General features: G+C 69.2%; 13 protein-coding genes, 1 tRNA gene and 2 rRNA genes (1 of these 16 running past the window's edge). 13 read left to right on the top strand and 3 right to left on the bottom strand.

Translation table 11 applies throughout. From position 1 onward, the window contains the following. The 4 genes from RIU97_RS11510 to RIU97_RS11495 all read left to right on the top strand — a co-directional run. Positions 1 to 2627: ribosomal RNA gene (locus RIU97_RS11510) — 23S ribosomal RNA — on the top strand (it extends 499 nt beyond the left edge of the window). 76 nt (positions 2628 to 2703) lie between these two features. Beyond that, positions 2704 to 2820: ribosomal RNA gene (gene rrf / locus RIU97_RS11505) — 5S ribosomal RNA — on the top strand. Positions 2821 to 2825: 5 nt separating this feature from the next. Beyond that, positions 2826 to 2901, top strand: a tRNA-Thr gene (locus tag RIU97_RS11500). A 146-nt stretch (positions 2902 to 3047) separates the two neighbouring features. Next, entirely contained in the window at positions 3048 to 3479 is a 432-nt protein-coding gene (locus RIU97_RS11495) for a hypothetical protein (RefSeq protein ID WP_404955870.1), read from the top strand. 13 nt (positions 3480 to 3492) lie between these two features. On the opposite strand, the gene RIU97_RS11490 is transcribed toward RIU97_RS11495, so the two are convergent. Continuing rightward, positions 3493 to 6078, bottom strand: a complete 2586-nt coding sequence (locus RIU97_RS11490) for a SpoIIE family protein phosphatase (protein ID WP_404955868.1) — start codon at positions 6076 to 6078, stop codon at positions 3493 to 3495. A 166-nt stretch (positions 6079 to 6244) separates the two neighbouring features. Here RIU97_RS11490 and RIU97_RS11485 point away from each other — a divergent pair, with 166 nt between their 5' ends. From RIU97_RS11485 to RIU97_RS11445, 9 genes are all read left to right on the top strand, one after another. Then, positions 6245 to 11779, top strand: coding sequence for a HAMP domain-containing protein (locus tag RIU97_RS11485; RefSeq protein WP_404955866.1), 5535 nt, complete (start codon positions 6245 to 6247; stop codon positions 11777 to 11779). 273 nt (positions 11780 to 12052) lie between these two features. Beyond that, a complete protein-coding gene (locus RIU97_RS11480) occupies positions 12053 to 12736 on the top strand; it encodes a response regulator (protein ID WP_319729795.1) in 684 nt (227 codons plus the stop codon). A gap of 113 nt (positions 12737 to 12849) precedes the next feature. Continuing rightward, positions 12850 to 15660 carry a DNA translocase FtsK gene (locus tag RIU97_RS11475; protein ID WP_404955863.1) on the top strand — a complete coding sequence of 937 codons (2811 nt, stop codon included), beginning with the start codon at positions 12850 to 12852 and terminating at the stop codon, positions 15658 to 15660. A 220-nt stretch (positions 15661 to 15880) separates the two neighbouring features. After that, the gene (locus RIU97_RS11470; protein WP_404955861.1) at positions 15881 to 16777 is read left to right on the top strand and encodes a RodZ domain-containing protein; all 897 of its coding nucleotides are present in this window, start codon (positions 15881 to 15883) and stop codon (positions 16775 to 16777) included. 126 nt (positions 16778 to 16903) lie between these two features. After that, positions 16904 to 18406, top strand: a complete 1503-nt coding sequence (rimO, locus tag RIU97_RS11465) for a 30S ribosomal protein S12 methylthiotransferase RimO (protein WP_404955859.1) — start codon at positions 16904 to 16906, stop codon at positions 18404 to 18406. Next, positions 18403 to 19059, top strand: a complete 657-nt coding sequence (gene pgsA / locus RIU97_RS11460) for a CDP-diacylglycerol--glycerol-3-phosphate 3-phosphatidyltransferase (RefSeq protein ID WP_404955857.1) — start codon at positions 18403 to 18405, stop codon at positions 19057 to 19059. Before rimO ends, pgsA begins: the two co-directional genes overlap by 4 nt. 85 nt (positions 19060 to 19144) lie before the next feature. Further along, complete coding sequence (locus RIU97_RS11455; RefSeq protein WP_404955855.1) at positions 19145 to 19654, top strand: CinA family protein; 510 nt, start codon at positions 19145 to 19147, stop codon at positions 19652 to 19654. 109 nt (positions 19655 to 19763) lie between these two features. Next, positions 19764 to 20144, top strand: coding sequence for a helix-turn-helix domain-containing protein (locus tag RIU97_RS11450; RefSeq protein WP_030012484.1), 381 nt, complete (start codon positions 19764 to 19766; stop codon positions 20142 to 20144). A 170-nt stretch (positions 20145 to 20314) separates the two neighbouring features. Continuing rightward, positions 20315 to 20629, top strand: coding sequence for a hypothetical protein (locus RIU97_RS11445; protein WP_404955852.1), 315 nt, complete (start codon positions 20315 to 20317; stop codon positions 20627 to 20629). Here the strand turns inward: RIU97_RS11445 and RIU97_RS11440 are convergent. Together RIU97_RS11440 and RIU97_RS11435 are read right to left on the bottom strand one after the other, a co-directional pair. Next, positions 20577 to 21347, bottom strand: a complete 771-nt coding sequence (locus RIU97_RS11440) for an SDR family NAD(P)-dependent oxidoreductase (RefSeq protein ID WP_404955850.1) — start codon at positions 21345 to 21347, stop codon at positions 20577 to 20579. The genes RIU97_RS11445 and RIU97_RS11440 overlap by 53 nt on opposite strands. Positions 21348 to 21411: 64 nt before the next feature. After that, complete coding sequence (locus tag RIU97_RS11435) at positions 21412 to 22206, bottom strand: Fpg/Nei family DNA glycosylase (RefSeq protein ID WP_404955848.1); 795 nt, start codon at positions 22204 to 22206, stop codon at positions 21412 to 21414. Between the last annotated feature and the right edge of the window lie 121 nt (positions 22207 to 22327).

Here is a 22327-nt window from a genome sequence, read left to right as displayed (position 1 = left end):
ACCACCCGCTAAGCCTAAATATTCCCTGGTGACCGATAGCGGATAGTACCGTGAGGGAATGGTGAAAAGTACCGCGGGAGCGGAGTGAAATAGTACCTGAAACCGTGTGCCTACAAGCCGTGGGAGCGTCGCCGTTGTTCTTCGGAACAACGGTCGTGACTGCGTGCCTTTTGAAGAATGAGCCTGCGAGTTAGCGGTGTGTAGCGAGGTTAACCCGTGTGGGGAAGCCGTAGCGAAAGCGAGTCCGAATAGGGCGATTGAGTTGCACGCTCTAGACCCGAAGCGGAGTGATCTAGCCATGGGCAGGTTGAAGCGGAGGTAAGACTTCGTGGAGGACCGAACCCACCAGGGTTGAAAACCTGGGGGATGACCTGTGGTTAGGGGTGAAAGGCCAATCAAACTCCGTGATAGCTGGTTCTCCCCGAAATGCATTTAGGTGCAGCGTCGTGTGTTTCTTGCCGGAGGTAGAGCACTGGATAGGCGATGGGCCCTACCGGGTTACTGACCTTAGCCAAACTCCGAATGCCGGTAAGTGAGAGCACGGCAGTGAGACTGTGGGGGATAAGCTCCATGGTCGAGAGGGAAACAGCCCAGAGCATCGACTAAGGCCCCTAAGCGTACGCTAAGTGGGAAAGGATGTGGAGTCGCAGAGACAACCAGGAGGTTGGCTTAGAAGCAGCCACCCTTGAAAGAGTGCGTAATAGCTCACTGGTCAAGTGATTCCGCGCCGACAATGTAGCGGGGCTCAAGCGTACCGCCGAAGTCGTGTCATTGCAGCAATAGGGCCAACGCCCGCTGTGATGGGTAGGGGAGCGTCGTGTGCCGGGTGAAGCAGCAGCGGAAGCTAGTTGTGGACGGTTCACGAGTGAGAATGCAGGCATGAGTAGCGATACACACGTGAGAAACGTGTGCGCCGATTGACTAAGGGTTCCTGGGTCAAGCTGATCTGCCCAGGGTAAGTCGGGACCTAAGGCGAGGCCGACAGGCGTAGTCGATGGACAACCGGTTGATATTCCGGTACCCGCTTTGAAACGCCCAATATCGAATCAGGCGATGCTAAGTCCGTGAAGCCGTTCCGGACCCTTCGGGGAAAGGAAAGTGGTGGAGCCGACGAACCAGACTTGTAGTAGGTAAGCGATGGGGTGACGCAGGAAGGTAGTCCAGCCCGGGCGGTGGTTGTCCCGGGGTAAGGGTGTAGGCCGAGGGGTAGGCAAATCCGTCCCTCATTAAGGCTGAGACCTGATGCCGAGCCGATTGTGGTGAAGTGGATGATCCTATGCTGTCGAGAAAAGCCTCTAGCGAGTTTCATGGCGGCCCGTACCCTAAACCGACTCAGGTGGTCAGGTAGAGAATACCGAGGCGTTCGGGTGAACTATGGTTAAGGAACTCGGCAAAATGCCCCCGTAACTTCGGGAGAAGGGGGGCCATCACTGGTGATCGGATTTACTCCGTGAGCTGGGGGTGGCCGCAGAGACCAGCGAGAAGCGACTGTTTACTAAAAACACAGGTCCGTGCGAAGCCGTAAGGCGATGTATACGGACTGACGCCTGCCCGGTGCTGGAACGTTAAGGGGACCGGTTAGTGCGCTTTCGGGCGTGCGAAGCTGAGAACTTAAGCGCCAGTAAACGGCGGTGGTAACTATAACCATCCTAAGGTAGCGAAATTCCTTGTCCCGTGGTAAGTTCCGACCTGCACGAATGCGTAACGACTTCTCGACTGTCTCAACCATAGGCCCGGTGAAATTGCACTACGAGTAAAGATGCTCGTTTCGCGCAGCAGGACGGAAAGACCCCGGGACCTTTACTACAGTTTGATATTGGTGTTCGGTTCGGCTTGTGTAGGATAGGTGGGAGACTGTGAAACCTCAACGCCAGTTGGGGTGGAGTCATCGTTGAAATACCACTCTGGTCGTGCTGGATGTCTAACCTCGGTCCGTGATCCGGATCAGGGACAGTGTCTGATGGGTAGTTTAACTGGGGCGGTTGCCTCCCAAAGGGTAACGGAGGCGCCCAAAGGTTCCCTCAGCCTGGTTGGCAATCAGGTGTTGAGTGTAAGTGCACAAGGGAGCTTGACTGTGAGACCGACGGGTCGAGCAGGGACGAAAGTCGGGACTAGTGATCCGGCGGTGGCTTGTGGAAGCGCCGTCGCTCAACGGATAAAAGGTACCCCGGGGATAACAGGCTGATCTTCCCCAAGAGTCCATATCGACGGGATGGTTTGGCACCTCGATGTCGGCTCGTCGCATCCTGGGGCTGGAGTCGGTCCCAAGGGTTGGGCTGTTCGCCCATTAAAGCGGTACGCGAGCTGGGTTTAGAAACGTCGTGAGACAGTTCGGTCCCTATCCGCTGTGCGCGTAGGAATATTGAGAAGGGCTGTCCCTAGTACGAGAGGACCGGGACGGACGAACCTCTGGTGTGCCAGTTGTCCTGCCAAGGGCATGGCTGGTTGGCTACGTTCGGGAGGGATAACCGCTGAAAGCATCTAAGCGGGAAGCCTGCTTCAAGATGAGTATTCCCACCTCCTTGAGAGGGTAAGGCTCCCAGTAGACGACTGGGTTGATAGGCCAGATGTGGAAGCCCGGTAACGGGTGAAGCTGACTGGTACTAATAGGCCGAGGGCTTGTCCTCAGTTGCTCGCGTCCACTGTGTTAGTTCTGAAATAACGAACAGCTGTGTTCATGCCAGCGTTCAAATTTCATAGTGTTTCGGTGGTCATAGCGTTAGGGAAACGCCCGGTTACATTCCGAACCCGGAAGCTAAGCCTTTCAGCGCCGATGGTACTGCAGGGGGGACCCTGTGGGAGAGTAGGACGCCGCCGAACAACCCGCCCTTTTAGCTCAGTCGGTAGAGCGTCTCCATGGTAAGGAGAAGGTCAACGGTTCGATTCCGTTAAAGGGCTCCAACAAAGAAGGCCCCCGCTATTTGGCGGGGGCCTTTTTGCGTTTCCGGCCTTGTCAAGTCCCGACTTTCCGTGCCGTGACCCGGGAGGCCGTGCGGGGCGCAATGGAGTGGACAGCCGATCTCTCGAGTCGCTGAAGGACCTCTCTCATGACCATCGCAAGGATCCGACGCTTCGTTCTCGTCATCGTGATTGCTCTGGGCGCCGGCGGCGTCTCCCTGTGCTCCTCGGCGTCCGCCGCCCCGAGCACCGCGCCCGTGCGTGCCAGCGCAGACGCGGACGAACCCTTCGGCGGCTACAAGATCCTCAGGGGCATCAGCCGGGGCGGATTCGGCGGCGATACCGATTTCGGGGACGGGGGCAAGAACGGGGACGGAGGACGTGGTGGTTACACCGTTCCCCCGTCCGGTTCGGTCGGGGACGCGGCGCGCGGCGGTGACACCGTTCCCCCGTCCGGTTCGGTCGGGGACGCGGCGCGCGGCGGTGACACCGCTCCTCCGTCCTCAGGGAGCGTTCCGCCCAACGACATCGACTACGGCGGCTGGGTCGGCCCTCCCACCCGCGGTCCCGTCGTGAACTAGTGGACTCGCTGGACTAGTCGCCCGTGCGCTGTTCCGGGACGCGGAAGGCCAGGATGGCCATGTCGTCCGAGGCCGGCTCGGCCGCGAAGCGTTCCACGGCGCGCAGGACGCGGGAGGCGACCGCGCCCGCGGTGAGGCCCGTACAGGTGGTGAGGACCTCGGCGAGGCCGTCGTCGCCGAGCATGCGGGTTCCCTCGCGGCGCTCGGTCACGCCGTCGGTGACGCAGAGCAGGACATCGCCGGGGTCGAGGGTGAGGGTCTGCTCGTAGAGGTCCAGGTCCTCGATCACGCCCAGCAGGGGCTGCGGGTCCGCAGCCGCGTCGACCTGGCCGTTCGGGCGCAGGCGGAGCGGGAGCGGGTGGCCCGCGCAGACGACCTTCATGAGGGCGCCGCCGTCGGGCTGGGGGTGGAGCTCTCCGTAGAGGAGGGTGAGGAAGCGGCTGCGGGCGCCCTCGTCGAGGATGGCCGCGTTGAGACGTTCCAGGACGGCCGGGCCGCCGAGGCCCTCGCGGGCCAGCAGGCGCAGTGCGTGCCGGGCGAGGCCGGTGACGGCGGCCGCCTCAGGACCCGTGCCGCAGACGTCGCCGATGGCGAAGCCGTACGCGCCGTCGCGGATCGGGAAGACGTCGTAGAAGTCGCCGCCCACCTCGTTGCCCTCGCCGGCGGCGCGGTAGATGACCTCGACCTCCATGCCGGGGATGGCGGGCGAGCCGGGCGGCAGCAGGCTGCGCTGGAGGGAGCGGCTGATCGCGGTGCGCTCGGAGTAGAGGCGGGCGTTGTCCAGGGCGAGGGCGGCCCGGCGGGAGAGGTCCTCGGCGAGCTCGAGGATCTCCTGGCGGAAGTGCTCCTCGCGCGGCTTGCCGAGGGTGAGCATGCCGATCACGCGGTTGCGGGCCAGGAGGGGCAAGACCACCGTCTCCCCGCCGACCGCGAGGGTCGCCTCGGACCACGGGCGGGCGCCGGCCTCGCGGACCGGCTCGGGCGGGCTGACCCGGGACAGCAGGGCCTTGAGGCCGTCGATGCGCTCCTCGTCCTCGTGGAGGACGTAGGACAGGTACGGATCGGAGGACTGGTCGGCGATGGTGTAGACGGCGCACCAGGTAGCGAGGGTCGGGACGGTCATCTGGGCCATGAGCGCCAGGGTCTGGTCCCGGTCGAGGGTGCCGGCCAGCAGGTCGGAGGCCTCGACGAGGAAGGAGAGGGAGCCGCGGCGCAGCCGTTCCAGTTCGCCGAGGCGGGCCGATTCGACGGCGAGGGCGATGCGGTCGGCGGCGAACTGGAGGTGGAGCGCCTCTTCGTTGGAGTACCGGCCGGGGGTTTCGGCGGCGACGCCGAGGGAGCCGGTGAGCCGGCCCTCCACCTTGAGGGGCACGGTGACCGCGGAGCGCATGCCGGTGGCCTCCAGCAGCGGGACGGCTCCGGGGACCGCGGTGAGGTCGTCGTGGACGGCGGGCATGCGGGCGGAGCCGTAGCGGTTGGTGCCGGCCTCAACGGGGACCCGGGCGAAGCGCTGGCGGGTGGAGGGCAGGCCGGTGGTGGCGCGGACCTCCAGCTCGGTCTCGTCGTCGGTGGCGAGCAGCAGGAAGGCGGCGTCGGCGTCGAGGAGGTCGCGGGCGCGTTCGACGGTGCGCTGGAGGAGTCCGTCGAGGTCGTCGGGGGCGGGGGAGCCGATGAAGACCTCGAAGGGGTCCGCGGGGCGCGGCTCGGTGAAGTGGCCGCTGTCGGTGGCCGGGACCCGTACGGGGGTCTGCAGCAGGGCGCGCTCGTCGTCGTGGACGAGGAGGCAGACGATCGACGGCTCGCCGTGGGCGTCCCGGACGCGCAGGTGGGAGGCGTAGACGGGGATGACGCGGCCGTCCGAGCCGCGGACTCCGTAGCTGCCCTCCCAGCGGGACAGGCGCAGGGCCTCGGCGATGCCGGTACCGGTGCCCGGGGTCTGCGGCCAGGCGGCGAGCTCGGCGAGGGGGCGGCCAAGAGCTTTTTCGGCGGGGTAGCCGAAGATGTGCTCCGCGTCCTGGTTCCAGGCGGAGATGGCGTCGGATGCGTCGATCTGGAGCACGGCGACGCGGACCCGGCTGTCGGCGAGGGGGAGCATGCGGTCGGGGACGACCGGGCCGGCGGAGCGGGTACCGACCGGCCGGTCTGGCAGGTCGAGGCGGAACCACACGTGCTTGTGCGTGGCCGTGTACTCGACGCCCCAGCGGGTGGCGAGGGCGGCGCAGAGCATCAGGCCGCGGCCGTTCTCGCGGTCGGGGTCGGCGTACGGGCGCTCGTCGGGGTGCCGGAGCGGGAGCTCGCGCTCCGGATACCGGTCGGCGACCTCGACGCGTACGCCGCCCTCGGCGCGCAGGCACAGGACCTCGGCCCGGGTTCCGGCGTGGACCACGGCATTGGTGACGAGCTCGCTGGTGAGCACCACCGCATCGTCGACGATGTCCGCGAAACCCCAGCCCTGCAGGGTGTCGCGGACGAACGCGCGAGCGGCGGCGACCGAGCGCCCGAGGGGGTCGAAGCTGGCAGCCGCCCGTGCCGTGATCACGAATCTCCTTCGACGCGGTTGGACATCGGTTGCCAGGTTACTTACCTTCACGGTCGGCATGGTGCCGTCGTCCGGGAATCCACCCGCAGGGTACGGCGGGTGTGCGATGGTGCCGAAGTGTTATGGCCGGGTTCGGCCAGGGTGAAACACTGGGCAGGCTTGAAGAGCCGGGCAGCAGCACTCGAAGCCCGGCGGAACAGCGGTCGACCCTTTCGGGAGGGACACGGTGGAGTCTGGCGCAGCGGTGCGGCGTACGGGAACGCGCCCGAAGGGCGGACGTCCCCGGCGCAGTGGCACGACGGAGGTCGATACCGCCGCTCTGAACAGGCTGCTCACGGCCCTGGTGTCGATGCGGGACGGGAACTTCCGCAAGCGGCTGACGGTGTCCGGCGAGGGCGTGATGGCGGAGATCGCCGCCGTCTACAACGAGGTCGCCGACCGCAACCTCCACCTGACCGGTGAGCTGTCCCGGGTGCGGCGGATGGTGGGCCGCGAGGGCAAGCTGAGCGAACGGCTGGAAACGGGTGCCTGCGAGGGCTCCTGGGCGGCCGCGATCGACGCCTCGAACCAGTTGGTGGACGACCTGGCCCGGCCGGTGTCCGAAGTGGGCCGGGTGCTGTCGGCGGTGGCCGAGGGCGATCTGGACCAGCGGATGGACCTGCGGACGCAGGCCGCCGACGGGGTGGGGCATCCGCTGCGCGGGGAGTTCCTGAAGGTCGGGCGCACGGTCAACAACCTGGTCGACCAGCTGTCCGCGTTCACCGACGAGGTGACGCGCGTGGCGCTGGAGGTGGGCACCGAGGGCAAGCTCGGCGGTCAGGCCCAGGTGCGCGGAATGTCCGGTTCATGGAAGGACCTGACCGACTCCGTCAACACCATGGCGTACCGGCTCACCGCTCAGGTGCGTGATATCGCTCTCGTTACGACGGCGGTCGCGAAGGGCGATCTGTCGCGCAAGGTCACGGTGCACGTGGCCGGCGAGATGCTCCAGCTGAAGAACACCGTGAACACGATGGTGGACCAGCTGTCGTCCTTCTCCTCCGAGGTGACCCGCGTCGCCCGCGAGGTGGGTACGGAGGGCGAGCTGGGCGGCCAGGCGAAGGTGCCCGGGGTCGCGGGTGTGTGGAAGGACCTGACCGACTCGGTCAACACCATGGCCGGGAACCTGACGGCCCAGGTGCGCGGGATCGCGCAGGTGACGACGGCGGTCGCGAACGGTGACCTGTCGCAGAAGGTACGGGTGAGCGCGCGCGGCGAGGTGGCGCAGCTGGCCGAAACGATCAACCAGATGACGGAGACCCTGCGGACCTTCGCGGACGAGGTCACGCGCGTGGCCAGCGAGGTCGGGGCCAAGGGGACACTCGGCGGCCAGGCGCAGGTGCCGGGTGCCGCGGGGACGTGGAAGGACCTCACCGATTCGGTGAACACGGTCTTCCGCAACCTCACCACGCAGGTGCGGGACATCGCGACGGTGACGACGGCGGTGGCCAACGGCGACCTGTCGCAGAAGGTCACCGTCGATGTGGCCGGCGAGATGCTGGAGCTGAAGAACACCGTCAACACGATGGTGGACCAGCTCCAGTCCTTCGGTGCGGAAGTGACGCGAGTGGCCCGTGAGGTCGGCGTCGAGGGTGAGCTGGGCGGCCAGGCACAGGTGCCGGGTGCCGCGGGGACCTGGAAGGACCTCACCGATTCGGTGAACACCGCCTTCCGCAACCTCACGGGGCAGGTGCGCAACATCGCGCAGGTGACGACGGCGGTGGCCAACGGCGACCTGTCGCAGAAGGTCACGGTGGACGTCTCCGGCGAGATGCTCCAGCTGAAGAACACCGTGAACACCATGGTGGACCAGCTGTCCTCCTTCGCCGACCAGGTGACGCGGATGGCGCGGGACGTGGGTACGGAGGGCCGGCTCGGCGGTCAGGCCCGGGTGGAGGGGGTGTCCGGCACCTGGAAGGAGCTCACCGACTCCGTCAACTTCATGGCCGGGAACCTGACCTCGCAGGTGCGCCAGATCGCGCAGGTGACGACGGCGGTGGCGCGGGGCGACCTGTCGCAGAAGATCGACGTGGACGCCCGGGGCGAGATCCTGGAGCTGAAGAACACCATCAACACGATGGTCGACCAGCTCTCCGCCTTCGCGGAGCAGGTGACCCGGGTGGCCCGGGACGTGGGTACGGAGGGCCGGCTCGGCGGCCAGGCGCAGGTGCCCGGGGTGGCCGGCGTATGGCGTGACCTGACGGACTCGGTGAACGGCATGGCCGGGAACCTGACCTCGCAGGTGCGCAACATCGCGCAGGTGGCCACGGCGGTGGCGCGGGGCGACCTGTCGCAGAAGATCGACGTGGACGCCCGGGGCGAGATCCTGGAGCTGAAGAACACCCTCAACACGATGGTCGACCAGCTCTCGAACTTCGCCGAGCAGGTGACGCGGGTGGCCCGGGAGGTGGGCACCGAGGGCATCCTGGGCGGTCAGGCGGAGGTCAAGGGTGTCTCCGGCACCTGGAAGGACCTCACGCAGTCCGTCAACTTCATGGCGAACAACCTGACGTCGCAGGTGCGCAACATCGCCGAGGTGACCACGGCCGTGGCCATGGGCGACCTCTCCAAGAAGATCACCGTCGACGCCAAGGGCGAGATCCTCGAACTGGTCACCACCGTCAACACGATGGTGGACCAGCTGTCGTCGTTCGCGGAGCAGGTGACCCGGGTGGCCCGCGAGGTGGGCTCCGAGGGCATCCTGGGCGGTCAGGCCCGGGTGCGCGGGGTCACGGGCATCTGGAAGGACCTGACCGACAACGTCAACCTGATGGCCAACAACCTGACCTCGCAGGTGCGCAACATCTCCCAGGTCTCGGCGGCGGTCGCCAACGGCGACCTGACGAAGAAGGTCACGGTCGAGGCGCGCGGCGAGGTCGCGCAGCTCGCCGACACGGTCAACACGATGGTGAAGACCCTGTCCTCCTTCGCCGACGAGGTCACGCGCGTGGCCCGCGAGGTGGGTACGGAGGGACGCCTGGGCGGGCAGGCACACGTGCCCGGGGTCTCGGGGACGTGGAAGGACCTCACCGATTCGGTGAATTTCATGGCCTCCAACCTCACCGGCCAGGTGCGGCAGATCGCCATGGTCACGACCGCCATCGCCAAGGGCGACATGACCAAGAAGATCGACATCGATGCCCGGGGCGAGATCCTGGAGCTCAAGACCACCATCAACACGATGGTCGACCAGCTGTCCTCGTTCGCGGACCAGGTGACGCGGGTGGCCCGCGAGGTGGGCACCGAGGGCATCCTGGGCGGTCAGGCCCGGGTCCGGGACGTAGACGGCACCTGGCGGGACCTGACCGAGTCCGTGAACGAGATGGCCGGGAACCTCACCCGGCAGGTGCGCGCGATCGCGGCCGTCGCCACGGCGGTGACCCGCGGCGACCTGAGCCTGAAGGTCGACGTGGACGCGGCGGGCGAGATCCAGGTCCTCCAGGACAACATCAACACGATGATCGTCAACCTGCGCGACACCACCTTGGCCAACAAGGAGCAGGACTGGCTCAAGGGCAACCTCGCCCGGATCTCCGCCCTCATGCAGGGACGCCGGGAGCTCGACGACGTGGCCTCGCTGATCATGAGCGAGCTCACCCCGGTGGTCTCCGCGCAGCACGGCGCCTTCTTCCTGGCGCTGCCGACCGGCGGTAGCACGGAGATCGGGACGGACGGGGGCGCGGACGGTTCGTACGAGCTGCGGATGCGCGGGAGCTACGCGTACGCGGGCGGCCAGATGCCCATCGCCTTCCGGCCGGGGGAGGGGCTGATCGGGACCGTTGCCGAGGAGAAGCGGACGATCCTCGTCGAGAACACCCCGCCCGGCTACCTGAAGATCTCCTCGGGGCTGGGCGAGGCGCCGCCGGCGCACGTGATCGTGCTGCCGGTGCTCTTCGAGGGGAAGGTGCTCGGCGTCATCGAGCTGGCCTCCTTCACGCCGTTCACGCAGATCCAGAAGGACTTCCTCAGCCAGATCGCCGAGATGATCGGTACGAGCGTCAACACCATCAGCGTCAACTCCAAGACGGAGATGCTGCTGAAGCAGTCGCAGGAGATGACCGAGCAGCTGCGCGAGCGCTCGGACGAGCTGGAGAACCGGCAGAAGGCCCTGCAGGCCGCCAACGCGGAGCTGGAGGAGAAGGCCGAGCTGCTGGCCCAGCAGAACCGGGACATCGAGGTGAAGAACACCGAGATCGAGGAGGCCCGGCAGGTCCTGGAGGAGCGTGCCGAGCAGCTCGCGGTCTCGATGCGCTACAAGTCGGAGTTCCTGGCGAACATGTCGCACGAGCTGCGCACGCCGCTCAACTCGCTGCTGATCCTGGCCAAGCTGCTCGCCGACAACGCGGACGAGAACCTGTCGCCGAAGCAGGTGGAGTTCGCCGAGACCATCCACGGCGCGGGTTCGGACCTGCTGCAGCTGATCAACGACATCCTCGACCTGTCGAAGGTCGAGGCCGGGAAGATGGACGTCTCGCCGACCCGGATCGCGCTGGTCCAGCTCGTCGACTACGTGGAGGCCACCTTCCGGCCGCTGACGGCGGAGAAGGGCCTGGACTTCTCGGTGCGGGTCTCGCCGGAGCTGCCGGCCACTCTGCACACCGACGAGCAGCGGCTCCTCCAGGTGCTGCGCAACCTGCTGTCGAACGCGGTGAAGTTCACCGACACGGGGGCGGTGGAGCTGGTGATCCGGCCGGCCGGGGCCGATGTGCCGACGGCGATCCGCGAGCAGCTGCTGGAGGCCGGTTCGCTGCGGGAGGCGGACGCGGATCTCATCGCGTTCTCCGTCACCGACACGGGCATCGGGATCGCGGCGAGCAAGATGCTGGTGATCTTCGAGGCGTTCAAGCAGGCCGACGGGACGACGAGCCGCAAGTACGGCGGCACCGGACTGGGCCTGTCCATCAGCCGGGAGATCGCCCGGCTGCTGGGCGGAGAGATCCACGCGGCGAGCGAGCCCGGCCGCGGGTCCACCTTCACGCTGTACCTGCCCCTGCACCCGAGCGAGCTGCCTCCGCAGGGGTACGCGCCGCCCACGCCCGGCGGTGGCCGAGGCGAGCTGTACCGCAGGTCCCTGGACGGGGCGCGGCCGGTGCTGCCGGCGGCCCCGGCCGGGCCCGCGGCCGTGCCGGCGGCGCCGTCCCAGGCGGCGCGGCCGGCGCTGTCGGCCGCCGAGCGGGGCGGGCCGGGGCAGGGCGGCGGGGCCGCGCTGTTCCGGCGGCGGCGCAAGGCGCTGAGCGACCTGGAGCCGCGTACGGCGGTGCCGGGGCAGCCGAACGCGGTGGCGGCCGAGGACGGCTGGGGCAGCGCGGAGGACGAACTTCCGGTGGTGCCCCGGACGTACGACTTCCACGGCGAGAAGGTGCTCATCGTGGACGACGACGTACGCAACGTCTTCGCGCTCACCAGCGTGCTGGAGCAGCACGGGCTGGCCGTGCTGTACGCGGAGAACGGGCGGGAGGGCATCGAAGTCCTCGAACAGCACGACGATGTGACGGTCGTACTGATGGACATCATGATGCCCGAGATGGACGGATACGCCACGACCTCGGCGATCCGGCGGATGCCGCAGTTCGCGGGGCTGCCGATCATCGCGCTGACGGCGAAGGCGATGAAGGGCGACCGGGAGAAGGCGATCGACTCCGGAGCTTCCGACTATGTCACCAAGCCCGTCGACCCCGACTACCTTCTCTCGGTGATGGAGCAGTGGATGCGAGGAAAGTGATCGCCGGGAGAGCGCTGCATATCAATTGCTGACTCACTGTGGCCGGAGCGGTGTGGGACCCCGGTATACGGGGAACCTTCTGCTCTCCCACCACGTTTCTGCTTCGTGCACAGTGACATCCTGGTGACAGGGTGTGGCGATCTCGGGACTGGGGCTACGATGACCGGCACAAGGACGGACGGCGCAAGGATGCCGTCCTCTGGGGCGGGGCCCGGCGCACATGCCGGAGCCAGGAGCCGGGGAGGCCCCATGCCGGGGCGAGGAGGACAGGGCATGGTGCAGAAGGCCAAGATCCTCCTGGTCGACGACCGGCCGGAGAATCTGCTGGCGCTGGAGGCCATCCTCTCCGCGCTCGATCAGACACTGGTCCGGGCGTCGTCGGGGGAGGAAGCGCTCAAGGCGCTGCTGACGGACGATTTCGCGGTCATCCTGCTGGATGTCCAGATGCCAGGGATGGACGGATTCGAGACGGCCGCGCACATCAAGCGGCGCGAGCGGACCCGGGACATCCCGATCATCTTCCTCACCGCGATCAACCACGGTCCGCACCACACGTTCCGCGGTTACGCGGCGGGTGCGGTCGACTACATCTCGAAGCCGTTCGACCCGTGGGTGCTGCGGGCCAAGGTGTCGGTCTTCGTGGAGCTCTACACGAAGAACTGCCAACTGCGCGAGCAGGCGGCCCTGCTGCGGCTCCAGCTGGAGGGCGGCAGCTCGAACGGCGTGGACGCCAGCAAGGAGACGGCCGGACTGCTGGCCGAGCTCTCCGCGCGGCTCGCGGCGGTCGAGGAGCAGGCCGAGGCGCTGACCAAGCAGCTCGGCGAGGACTCGGCCGACGCGGGCGTGGTGGCGACCGCGGCCCACCTGGAGCGCAAGCTCACGGGGCTGCGGCGGGCGCTCGACGCGCTGGAGCCCGGCACCGCCGGAGGGGCTCCGGCCCTGCCCTCGCAGAACTGACCGCGGGCGTCGGCTCTGGCGGTGCGTCAAAGCACCTACGGAGCCGACGACACGAACGGGTGAAGGGGTGGGCACGCGTGTCCACCGGCGCGCGCACCGGTAACCTCGGGCGCATGGCCTCAAGTACGTCCGGCAAGGGTTCCCAGAGCACCGCGGGCACCGCGAAGGGCCGCACCGGCCGTACGACGGCGCCGGCCAAGAAGGCGGCCCCCGCGCGCAAGCCACCGGCGAAGAAGGCCGCGGCCGCCAAGCGCGCTCCGGCGAAGAAGGCCGCGGCCAAGCCCGCGCCTTCCCCGACGGGGGGCGTGGTGCGGCTGGTGCGCGCCGTGTGGCTCGGCTGCGCGCACGCCGTCGGCGCCGTCTTCCGCGGGATCGGCCAGGGGGCCAAGAACCTCGACCCCGCCCACCGCAAGGACGGCCTCGCGCTGCTGCTCCTCGCCCTCGCGCTGATCGTGGCCGCCGGTACCTGGTCGAACCTGAGCGGTCCGGTCGGGGATCTGGTGACCATGCTGGTCACCGGTGCCTTCGGACGACTGGATCTGCTCGTGCCGATCCTGCTCGGCGTCATGGCGGTACGTTTCATCCGCCATCCCGAGCAGACCGACGCCAACGGCCGCATCGGCATCGGGCTCTCGGCCCTCGTCATCGGGGTCCTGGGCCTGGTCCACATCGCCTGCGGGGCGCCCGGCCGGGACGAGGGCACCACGGCGATGCAGAACGCCGGCGGACTCGTCGGCTGGGGCGCCTCCAAGCCGCTGATCTTCACCATGGGCGCGCCGCTGGCCGTGCCCATGCTGGTGCTGCTCACGATCTTCGGGCTGCTGGTGGTCACCGCGACCCCGGTCAACGCGATCCCGCAGCGGCTGCGCCGGCTCGGCATCCGGCTCGGGATCATCGCCCCGAACGCGTACGACGAGGGCTACGGGGAGAGCGAGGGCGGCGCCGCCGAGCGGCGGGACCGGCACGACGCGGAGCAGTGGCGGGCCCGTACGGGCGCCGGCTCCGGCGACCCGGCGGACGCCGTCGAGGAGGAGGCGCTCGCCCGGCGTCGCCGGCCGCGCAGGAGCTCCGCCCGGCCGGCCATGGACCGGGAGATGGACGCCGTCGACGTGGCGGCGGCGGCCGCCGCCGCGCTGGACGGGGTGGTCTACGGCGGCCTGCCGCCCTCCCCGCTCGTCGCCGACCTCACGCACGGCATCACCGGCGAGCGGGAGGGCGCGGAGATCACCGCGCCCGTGCCGACCGCCCGCGGGGAGCGCACCGCGGCACCCGCCGCTCCCGAGACTCCGACCGCTCCCGAGCCCCCCACCGCTCCCGAAGCCCCCGCCGAGCGGCCGCACGCCACCACCGCCGCGGCCTCCGGGACGCTGTCGGTGCCCGACCTGACCAAGGCCCCGCCGCAGAGCCAGGCGCTGCCGCCGCGCGCCGAGCAGCTCCAGCTGCGCGGGGACATCACGTACGCCCTGCCCTCGCTGGACCTGCTGGAGAAGGGCGGGCCCGGCAAGACCCGCAGCGCCGCCAACGACGTGGTGGTGGCCTCGCTGCGCAACGTGTTCACCGAGTTCAAGGTCGACGCGGACGTCACCGGTTTCACCCGGGGGCCGACGGTCACCCGGTACGAGGTCACGCTGGGCGCCGCGGTCAAGGTCGAGCGGATCACCGCGCTGACCAAGAACATCGCCTACGCCGTGGCCTCGCCGGACGTGCGGATCATCAGCCCGATCCCGGGCAAGTCGGCGGTCGGCATCGAGATCCCGAACACCGACCGCGAAATGGTCAACCTGGGTGACGTCCTGCGCCTCGCGGACGCGGCCGAGGACGACCACCCGATGCTCGTCGCGCTCGGCAAGGACGTCGAGGGCGGCTACGTCATGGCCAACCTGGCCAAGATGCCGCACGTGCTCGTGGCCGGCGCCACCGGTTCCGGAAAGTCCTCCTGCATCAACTGCCTGATCACCTCCGTCATGGTCCGGGCGACCCCGGAGGACGTCCGGATGGTGCTCGTCGACCCCAAGCGGGTGGAGCTGACGGCGTACGAGGGCATCCCGCACCTGATCACGCCGATCATCACCAACCCCAAGCGGGCCGCCGAGGCCCTGCAGTGGGTCGTGCGCGAGATGGACCTGCGCTACGACGACCTGGCCGCCTTCGGCTACCGGCACATCGACGACTTCAACCAGGCCATCCGGGACGGCAAGATCAAACTGCCGCCGGGCAGCGAGCGGGAGCTCAGCCCCTACCCGTACCTGCTCGTGATCGTCGACGAGCTGGCCGACCTGATGATGGTGGCCCCGCGGGACGTCGAGGACTCGATCGTCCGGATCACCCAGCTGGCCCGCGCGGCCGGCATCCACCTGGTGCTCGCCACCCAGCGGCCCTCGGTGGACGTGGTCACCGGCCTGATCAAGGCGAACGTGCCCTCGCGCCTCGCCTTCGCCACCTCCTCGCTCGCCGACAGCCGGGTCATCCTCGACCAGCCGGGCGCCGAGAAGCTCATCGGCAAGGGTGACGGGCTGTTCCTGCCGATGGGGGCGAACAAGCCGGTCCGCCTCCAGGGGGCCTTCGTCACCGAGGACGAGATCGCCGGGATCGTCCAGCACTGCAAGGACCAGATGGCGCCCGTCTTCCGGGACGACGTCACCGTCGGGCAGAAGCAGAAGAAGGAGATCGACGAAGACATCGGCGACGACCTGGACCTGTTGTGCCAGGCGGCGGAGCTGGTGGTCACCACCCAGTTCGGCTCCACCTCGATGCTCCAGCGCAAGCTGCGGGTGGGCTTCGCCAAGGCCGGGCGGCTGATGGACCTCATGGAATCGCGGGGGATCGTCGGCCCGAGCGAGGGTTCGAAGGCGCGCGACGTCCTGCTGAAGGCCGACGAGCTGGACGACGTGCTCGCCGTCATCCGCGGCGAGGCCCATCCGTAACCAATTCGCGAGCAACCGTTTCCCTTGGGCCCACGTCCAGTTGAAGGGAGGTAGTGGCACCGCGCACGACCTCGCGTACGGCGTCGGTCCGCCACGCCGGAGCGGGCCTCCCTTCGCCATTCGTATGGCGTATGAAGTGCACCCTCCGGTTGCTCCACCCTTTCGTCACCCCCCTAGACTGGACATCCAGCAGGTGGCTACACGCTCGAAAGGCGCCCACGTGTCCATCGGCAACGCCAACTCCCCAGAAGAAGAGCGGCCTTCGACCGACGACCGGTCCGAGGACCGCATCGTCGAACGACCCGTCGAGACCCCGTCCATCGGGACCGCCCTCAAGAAGGCCCGCATCGCCGCCGGGCTCACCGTCGACGAGGTCAGTTCCATCACCCGCGTGCGCATTCCGATCGTGCACGCGATCGAAGAGGACGACTTCACGCGGTGCGGCGGCGACGTGTACGCCCGCGGTCACATCCGTACGCTCGCCCGCGCCGTCCACCTCGACCCGGTACCCCTGGTCGAGAGCTACGACGCGGCCCACGGCGGCCGGCCGGCTCCCACGCCCGCCGCGCCGATGTTCGATGCCGAGCGCATCCGCCCCGAACGGCAGCGGCCCAACTGGACCGCGGCCATGGTCGCCGCCATCGTCGCCGTGATCGGCTTCGTGGGCTTCACCGCCTTCAGCGGCGGCGACGAGAAGGACAAGCGGCCGGTGGCGGAAGGTTCCGCCACCCCGAAGCCCACAGCCACCAAGCAGACCGGGGGCAAGCCGGCCGCGCAGCCCCAGACCCCTGCCGCGCCCAAGCCGGAGCCCTCGGACAGTGCGATCGCCGCCGCGCCCAAGGACCTCGTCACCGTCGTCCTGACGGCCGACACGGGCGAGAGCTGGATCTCCGCCAAGGACTCCACCGGCCGGCTGCTCTTCGACGGCACCCTCACGCAGGGTGAGTCCAAGACCTTCACGGACAAGGAATCCGTCGACCTCGTGCTCGGCGACGCCGGGGCCGTGAAGCTCTTCGTGAACGGCAAGGAGATCAAGGACGACTTCCAGCCGGGTCAGGTGGAACGTCTCACATACACCAAGGCGGACCCTCTTGAGGATCAGCCCCAGGCGGGCTGAGCAGAGGCCGCCCCCGGGCGGAACAGGGAAATCCGGATCCCCGGGGTGCTGCGCCGCACCCCGGGGATCTTGCTGTACGGGGACTGGCGGCTGGGGCCGACGCCGGGACGAAGTAGTCTTGAGTCCATGCCCGAACGCCGTACCGTCGCCCTTGTCACTCTTGGCTGCGCCCGTAACGAGGTGGACTCGGAGGAGCTCGCAGGCCGCTTGGCGGCGGATGGCTGGGAGCTCGTCGAGGACGCCGCCGACGCGGACGTAGCCGTCGTCAACACCTGTGGCTTCGTCGAAGCCGCCAAGAAGGACTCCGTAGACGCCCTCCTGGAAGCCAACGATCTCAAGGATCACGGCAAGACCCAGGCGGTCGTCGCCGTCGGCTGCATGGCCGAGCGCTACGGCAAGGAGCTCGCCGAAGCCCTGCCGGAAGCCGACGGAGTCCTCGGTTTCGACGACTACGCCGACATCTCCAACCGCCTCCAGACCATCCTCAACGGTGGCAGCGTGGAGGCCCACACCCCGCGCGACCGGCGCAAGCTGCTGCCGATCAGCCCCGCGGAGCGCCAGAGCGCCGAGGTGGCCCTCCCCGGCCACGCCCAGGAGCCGGCCGAGGCCCCCGCCGACCTGCCCACCGGAGTCGCGCCCGCCTCCGGGCCGCGCGCGCCCCTGCGCCGCCGCCTGGACAAGAGCCCCGTGGCTTCGGTCAAGCTGGCCTCCGGCTGCGACCGGCGCTGCTCCTTCTGCGCCATCCCGTCCTTCCGCGGCTCCTTCATCTCCCGCCGCCCCAGCGACGTGCTGGGCGAGACCCGCTGGCTCGCCGAGCAGGGCGTCAAGGAGGTCATGCTGGTCTCCGAGAACAACACCTCGTACGGCAAGGACCTCGGTGACATCAGGCTGCTGGAGAGCCTGCTGCCGGAGCTGGCCGCGGTGGACGGCATCGAGCGCGTGCGCGTGAGCTATCTGCAGCCCGCCGAGATGCGGCCGGGCCTGATCGACGTACTCACCTCGACCCCCAAGGTCGTGCCGTACTTCGACCTGTCCTTCCAGCACTCGGCCCCCGACGTGCTGCGCGCCATGCGCCGCTTCGGTGACACCGACCGGTTCCTGGAACTGCTGGACACCATCCGCAGCAAGGCCCCGCAGGCCGGTGTGCGGTCCAACTTCATCGTCGGCTTCCCCGGCGAGAAGGAGTCGGACTTCGCCGAGCTGGAGCGTTTCCTCACCCACGCGCGCCTGGACGCCATCGGCGTCTTCGGCTACTCGGACGAGGACGGCACCGAGGCGGTCACCTACGACCACAAGCTGGACGAGGACACCATCGCCGAGCGGCTCGCGCACATGCAGCGGCTCGCCGAGGAGCTCACCTCGCAGCGCGCGGAGGAGCGGATCGGAGAGACCCTGGAGGTGCTCGTCGAGTCCGTGGAGGCGATCGGCGGAGCTGAAGACGAGGCGGACGGTGAGGGTGCCTACGGGCGCGCCGCCCACCAGGCCCCCGAGACCGACGGCCAGGTCGTCTTCACGGACAGCACGGGCCTGGTCCCCGGGCGTATCGTCACCGCCAAGGTGGTCGGCACCCTGGGCGTGGACCTGGTGGCGGAGCCCCTGGGCATGGATCTTGAGGAGGCGGCCGGATGACCGGAGTCCCGGCATCTGCGGCGGGCGGGACCGATCGCCGGCCCGTACCCGGCGCGAAGCTGGGGGCCGCGGCGGTCAATCAGGCCAGCCTGTGGAACATCGCCAACATCCTGACGATGATCCGGCTCCTCCTGGTGCCGGGATTCGTCTTCCTGCTGCTCGCCGAGGGCGGCTACGACCCGGCCTGGCGCGCCTGGGCATGGGCGGCGTTCGCCGTCGCCATGATCACGGACATCTTCGACGGGCACCTGGCCCGGACGTACAACCTGGTCACGGACTTCGGCAAGATCGCCGACCCCATCGCCGACAAGGCGATCATGGGGTCGGCGCTGATCTGTCTCTCCTGGCTCGGTGACCTCCCCTGGTGGGTGACCGGGGTGATCCTCGGGCGGGAGCTCGGGATCACGCTCCTGCGCTTCTGGGTCATCCGCTACGGAGTGATTCCGGCCAGCCGCGGCGGCAAGCTGAAGACCCTGGCCCAGGGCACGGCCGTGGGCATGTACGTACTCGCGCTGACCGGGGCGCTGGCGACCATGCGCTTCTGGGTGATGGCGATCGCCGTCGTGCTGACCGTCGTCACCGGTTTGGACTACATCCGGCAGGCGGTCGTGCTGCGCCGGCAGGGGATCGCGGCGGAGCGGGCCGCGCAGTGACCGACGGCGTGGGGGAATCCTTCCGGTGACCGGAGGCGGAGCGGCGGCCTCCGGCGGGGCCGGAGCGGGCGGAGCGATCGACCGTGTGTTCGATGCGGCCGCGGAGGTGCTGCGCCTGCTCACGGAAAGTGACCAGTCGCTCGCCGTCGCCGAATCGCTGACCGGTGGCATGGTGGCCGCCGAGCTCACGGCGGTTCCCGGCGCCTCGCAGTCCTTCCGCGGATCGGTCACGGCGTACGCCACGGAGATCAAACACCGGGTCCTCGGGGTGGACGCGGGACTGCTCGCGGCCGAAGGCGCGGTGAACGCGCAGGTCGCGGCCGAGATGGCGGCCGGTGTGCGGCGGGTGATGGGCGCTTCGTGGGGAATCGCGACCACCGGGGTGGCCGGTCCGCAGCCGCAGGACGGGCAGCCGGTGGGCACCGTTTTCGTCGCGGTGGACGGTCCGGGGAGCAGGAAAACGGTCCGGCTGAGGTTGAACGGCTCCCGTGCGGAAATTCGTAGGGAGAGTGCACGCACAGTGCTCGAGCTTCTCTCAGGCCAACTCCGTGAGAATGCGCGGAGGCAGGATACGGAACAGAACGGGGGGATTTGATGTTTGCAGCCCTGAGTGAACACGACATCGCTCCCCGCACGGCCGCGGCGCGAGGCGGTACGGTGGGGCGTGAAGGATGCGGCTACACGGTCAGAGGAGGGAGCCACCGATGATTCTGCTCCGTCGCCTGCTGGGTGACGTGCTGCGTCGGCAGCGCCAGCGCCAGGGCCGTACTCTGCGCGAAGTCTCCTCGTCGGCCCGAGTTTCGCTCGGCTATCTCTCCGAGGTGGAGCGGGGGCAGAAGGAGGCATCCTCCGAGCTGCTCTCCGCGATCTGCGACGCGTTGGACGTACGGATGTCCGAGCTGATGCGCGAAGTCAGTGACGAACTGTCGCTGGCCGAGCTGGCACAGTCGGCCGCGGCAAGCGAACCGGTGAGTGTGCCGGTCCGCCCGATGCTCAATTCGGTCTCCATGGCTTCGGTCACGGGTGGACCGGAGCGGGTGACCATCAAGGCGCCTGCGGAAGCGGTGAATGTCGTAGCCGCGTGAGCGAGCACGTGAGCGTTTGAGCGTGGCCGGAGCCCCGGCCGGTGCGTGAGCACCGGCCGGGGCTCCGAGCCGTTCTGGGTGCGGTGCCGGGGGTGGTGCGGGAGGATGGGGCAGTCCGGGTCCCGGCCCTCCCCCAGACTCCGTCTGGGGGGACCCCCAGGGAGGTAGCCGTGCGGCGGTTACTGCACATACCTGCGGCGTCGGCCCTCGCGCTGACGGTGGGGGTCCTGTGGTGGTGGGCCGTGCTGCGGCTGGTGCTGGTTCCCGAGGAGTCCGGGGCCGTGGAGGGCGCGGTGGCGGTGGGCGGCTGGGGGCTGGGGCTGCTGCCGGTGCACTGTGTGCCGGGCCCGGTGCGGAAGGCGCGGCGGTCGGTGGGTGCCGGCGTCGGCGGCGGGGGTGCGGACGGTGCCGGGACTGCCGGCGGTTCCGGGGTCACCAGGGCATCGACACTCCGCCGTTCGGGCGAAGGATCTGACCTGTCATGAACGACGAGGCGTCCGAGGCCAGGTAGAGCACCGCCTGGGCGATGTCCTCGGGCTCGCCGACCCGGCGCAGGGGGGACATGCGGACCATCGCCGCCTCGGTCTGTTCCTGGACCCCGGGGCTGTGGCGGCCGGTCATCGGGGTGCGGATCCAGCCGGGGGCGACGGCGTTGACCCGTATGCCGTGCGGGCCGGCCTCGGTGGCGAGGGTCTTGGTCAGCTGTACTACGGCGGCCTTGGCGGCGCTGTAGCAGAGCAGACCGGGCTGGGCGGCGTCCACGGCCCCGGAGGCCATGGTGACGATGGAGCCGGGCCGGCCCGCCGCGATCATGCTGCGGGCGGCTTCCTGGCAGGTGCGCAGCACCCCCTTGAAATTCACGTCCAGGACCCGGTCGAGGTCCTCGTCGGTCGTCTCCAGGACGCTGCTCGTGTGCATGACTCCGGCGATGGCGGCCGTGATGTCGAGCGGGCCCGCCGCGGCGACGGCCGCCCGGAGCGCCGCCCGGTCGGTGACGTCGAGGGGATGGGCGGTGGCGGCGCCGCCGGCCTTGGTGACGAGGGCGGCCGTCTCGGTGAGGCCCTGCTCGTCGCGGTCCGCGCAGTGGACGTGCGCGCCCGCTTCGGCGAGGAGGACGGCGGTGGCGCGGCCGATGCCGCTCGCGGCGCCGGTGACCAGGGCGGTGCGGCCGGTGAGGTCGTACGAGGCTGTGGGTGTGGGCATGCCGGGACGGTACGACCGGATCTGACGGAGCGTCAACCGGTGTGCCCTGTCGCCTGGACACCGCCTACGGCGTCGGCCCCGGCTGGCAGCGGGGGCACCAGTAGGTCGGGCGGTCGTCCTGGGGGGCCTCGCGGACGGGGGTGCCGCAGCGCAGGCACGGCCGGTGGGAGCGGCCGTAGACGAAGAGGTTCTGGCCCGGGCGGCGGCTGCCGGTGGTGTTGCGGGGGCCCGGCCGCTCGCCGGTGTTCGCGGACAGCAGCCGGTGGGCGGCGGCGGCCAGACGGGGCAGGGTCGCCTCGGGGAGCGCGCCGACCGGCGTCCACGGGGTGACCCCGGCCAGGAAGCAGAGCTCGGCCTTGTAGATGTTGCCGATACCGGCGAGGTTGCGCTGGTCGAGCAGGGCCTCGCCGAGGGGGCGCTCGGGGGCGGCGAGCAGATTGGCGGCGGCTCGTGCGGGATCCCAGTCCGGGCCGAGGAGATCGGGGCCGAGGTGGCCCACGGCCCGGTCCTCGTCGGCGGTGCGGAGCAGCTCCAGGATGGGGAGGCGGTAGCCGACGGCGGTGTGCTCGGCGGTGCCGAGGACGGCCCGGATCTCGTGGGCGGGGCCGCCGCGCCACTTCTCGCCGGTGGCGAAGACGTGCCAGGCGCCGTCCATGCGGAGGTGGCTGTGCAGGGTGAGGCCGCCCTCGATGCGGGTGAGGAGGTGCTTGCCGCGGGGGGTGACGTCGAGGGTGACGCGGCCGGTGAGGTCGGCGGTGGCGAAGCGGGGGACGCGGAGGTCGCTGCGGGTGAGTTCGCGGCCTGCGAGGGCGGCGTGGAGACGGGTCGCCGCGCGCCGGATGCTGTCGCCTTCGGGCATGGGGCCATTGTCGCCCGCAGCGGCCTGCGGGGCCCGGGTTCTGGGAGGTCCGGGGGCCCGGCGGGCCGGGCGAACGGCGCGAGCCCCTGCGGCGAGGTGCGGCCGCAGGGGCTCTTCGGGT

Source organism: Streptomyces sp. 147326, assembly GCF_045000215.1.
In the GTDB taxonomy this organism is placed as follows: Bacteria; Actinomycetota; Actinomycetes; order Streptomycetales; family Streptomycetaceae; genus Streptomyces.
This window is presented reverse-complemented; position numbering and strand designations above follow the sequence as displayed.

Coding starts and splice junctions, on each gene's coding strand:
- rimO (WP_404955859.1), top strand. CDS start 16,904: ATGCCCGAACGCCGTACCGTCGCCCTTGTCACTCTTGGCTGCGCCCGT.
- RIU97_RS11490 (WP_404955868.1), bottom strand. CDS start 6,078: ATGCCGACCGTGAAGGTAAGTAACCTGGCAACCGATGTCCAACCGCGT.
- RIU97_RS11480 (WP_319729795.1), top strand. CDS start 12,053: ATGGTGCAGAAGGCCAAGATCCTCCTGGTCGACGACCGGCCGGAGAAT.
- pgsA (WP_404955857.1), top strand. CDS start 18,403: ATGACCGGAGTCCCGGCATCTGCGGCGGGCGGGACCGATCGCCGGCCC.
- RIU97_RS11475 (WP_404955863.1), top strand. CDS start 12,850: ATGGCCTCAAGTACGTCCGGCAAGGGTTCCCAGAGCACCGCGGGCACC.
- RIU97_RS11435 (WP_404955848.1), bottom strand. CDS start 22,206: ATGCCCGAAGGCGACAGCATCCGGCGCGCGGCGACCCGTCTCCACGCC.
- RIU97_RS11495 (WP_404955870.1), top strand. CDS start 3,048: ATGACCATCGCAAGGATCCGACGCTTCGTTCTCGTCATCGTGATTGCT.
- RIU97_RS11450 (WP_030012484.1), top strand. CDS start 19,764: ATGATTCTGCTCCGTCGCCTGCTGGGTGACGTGCTGCGTCGGCAGCGC.
- RIU97_RS11440 (WP_404955850.1), bottom strand. CDS start 21,347: ATGCCCACACCCACAGCCTCGTACGACCTCACCGGCCGCACCGCCCTG.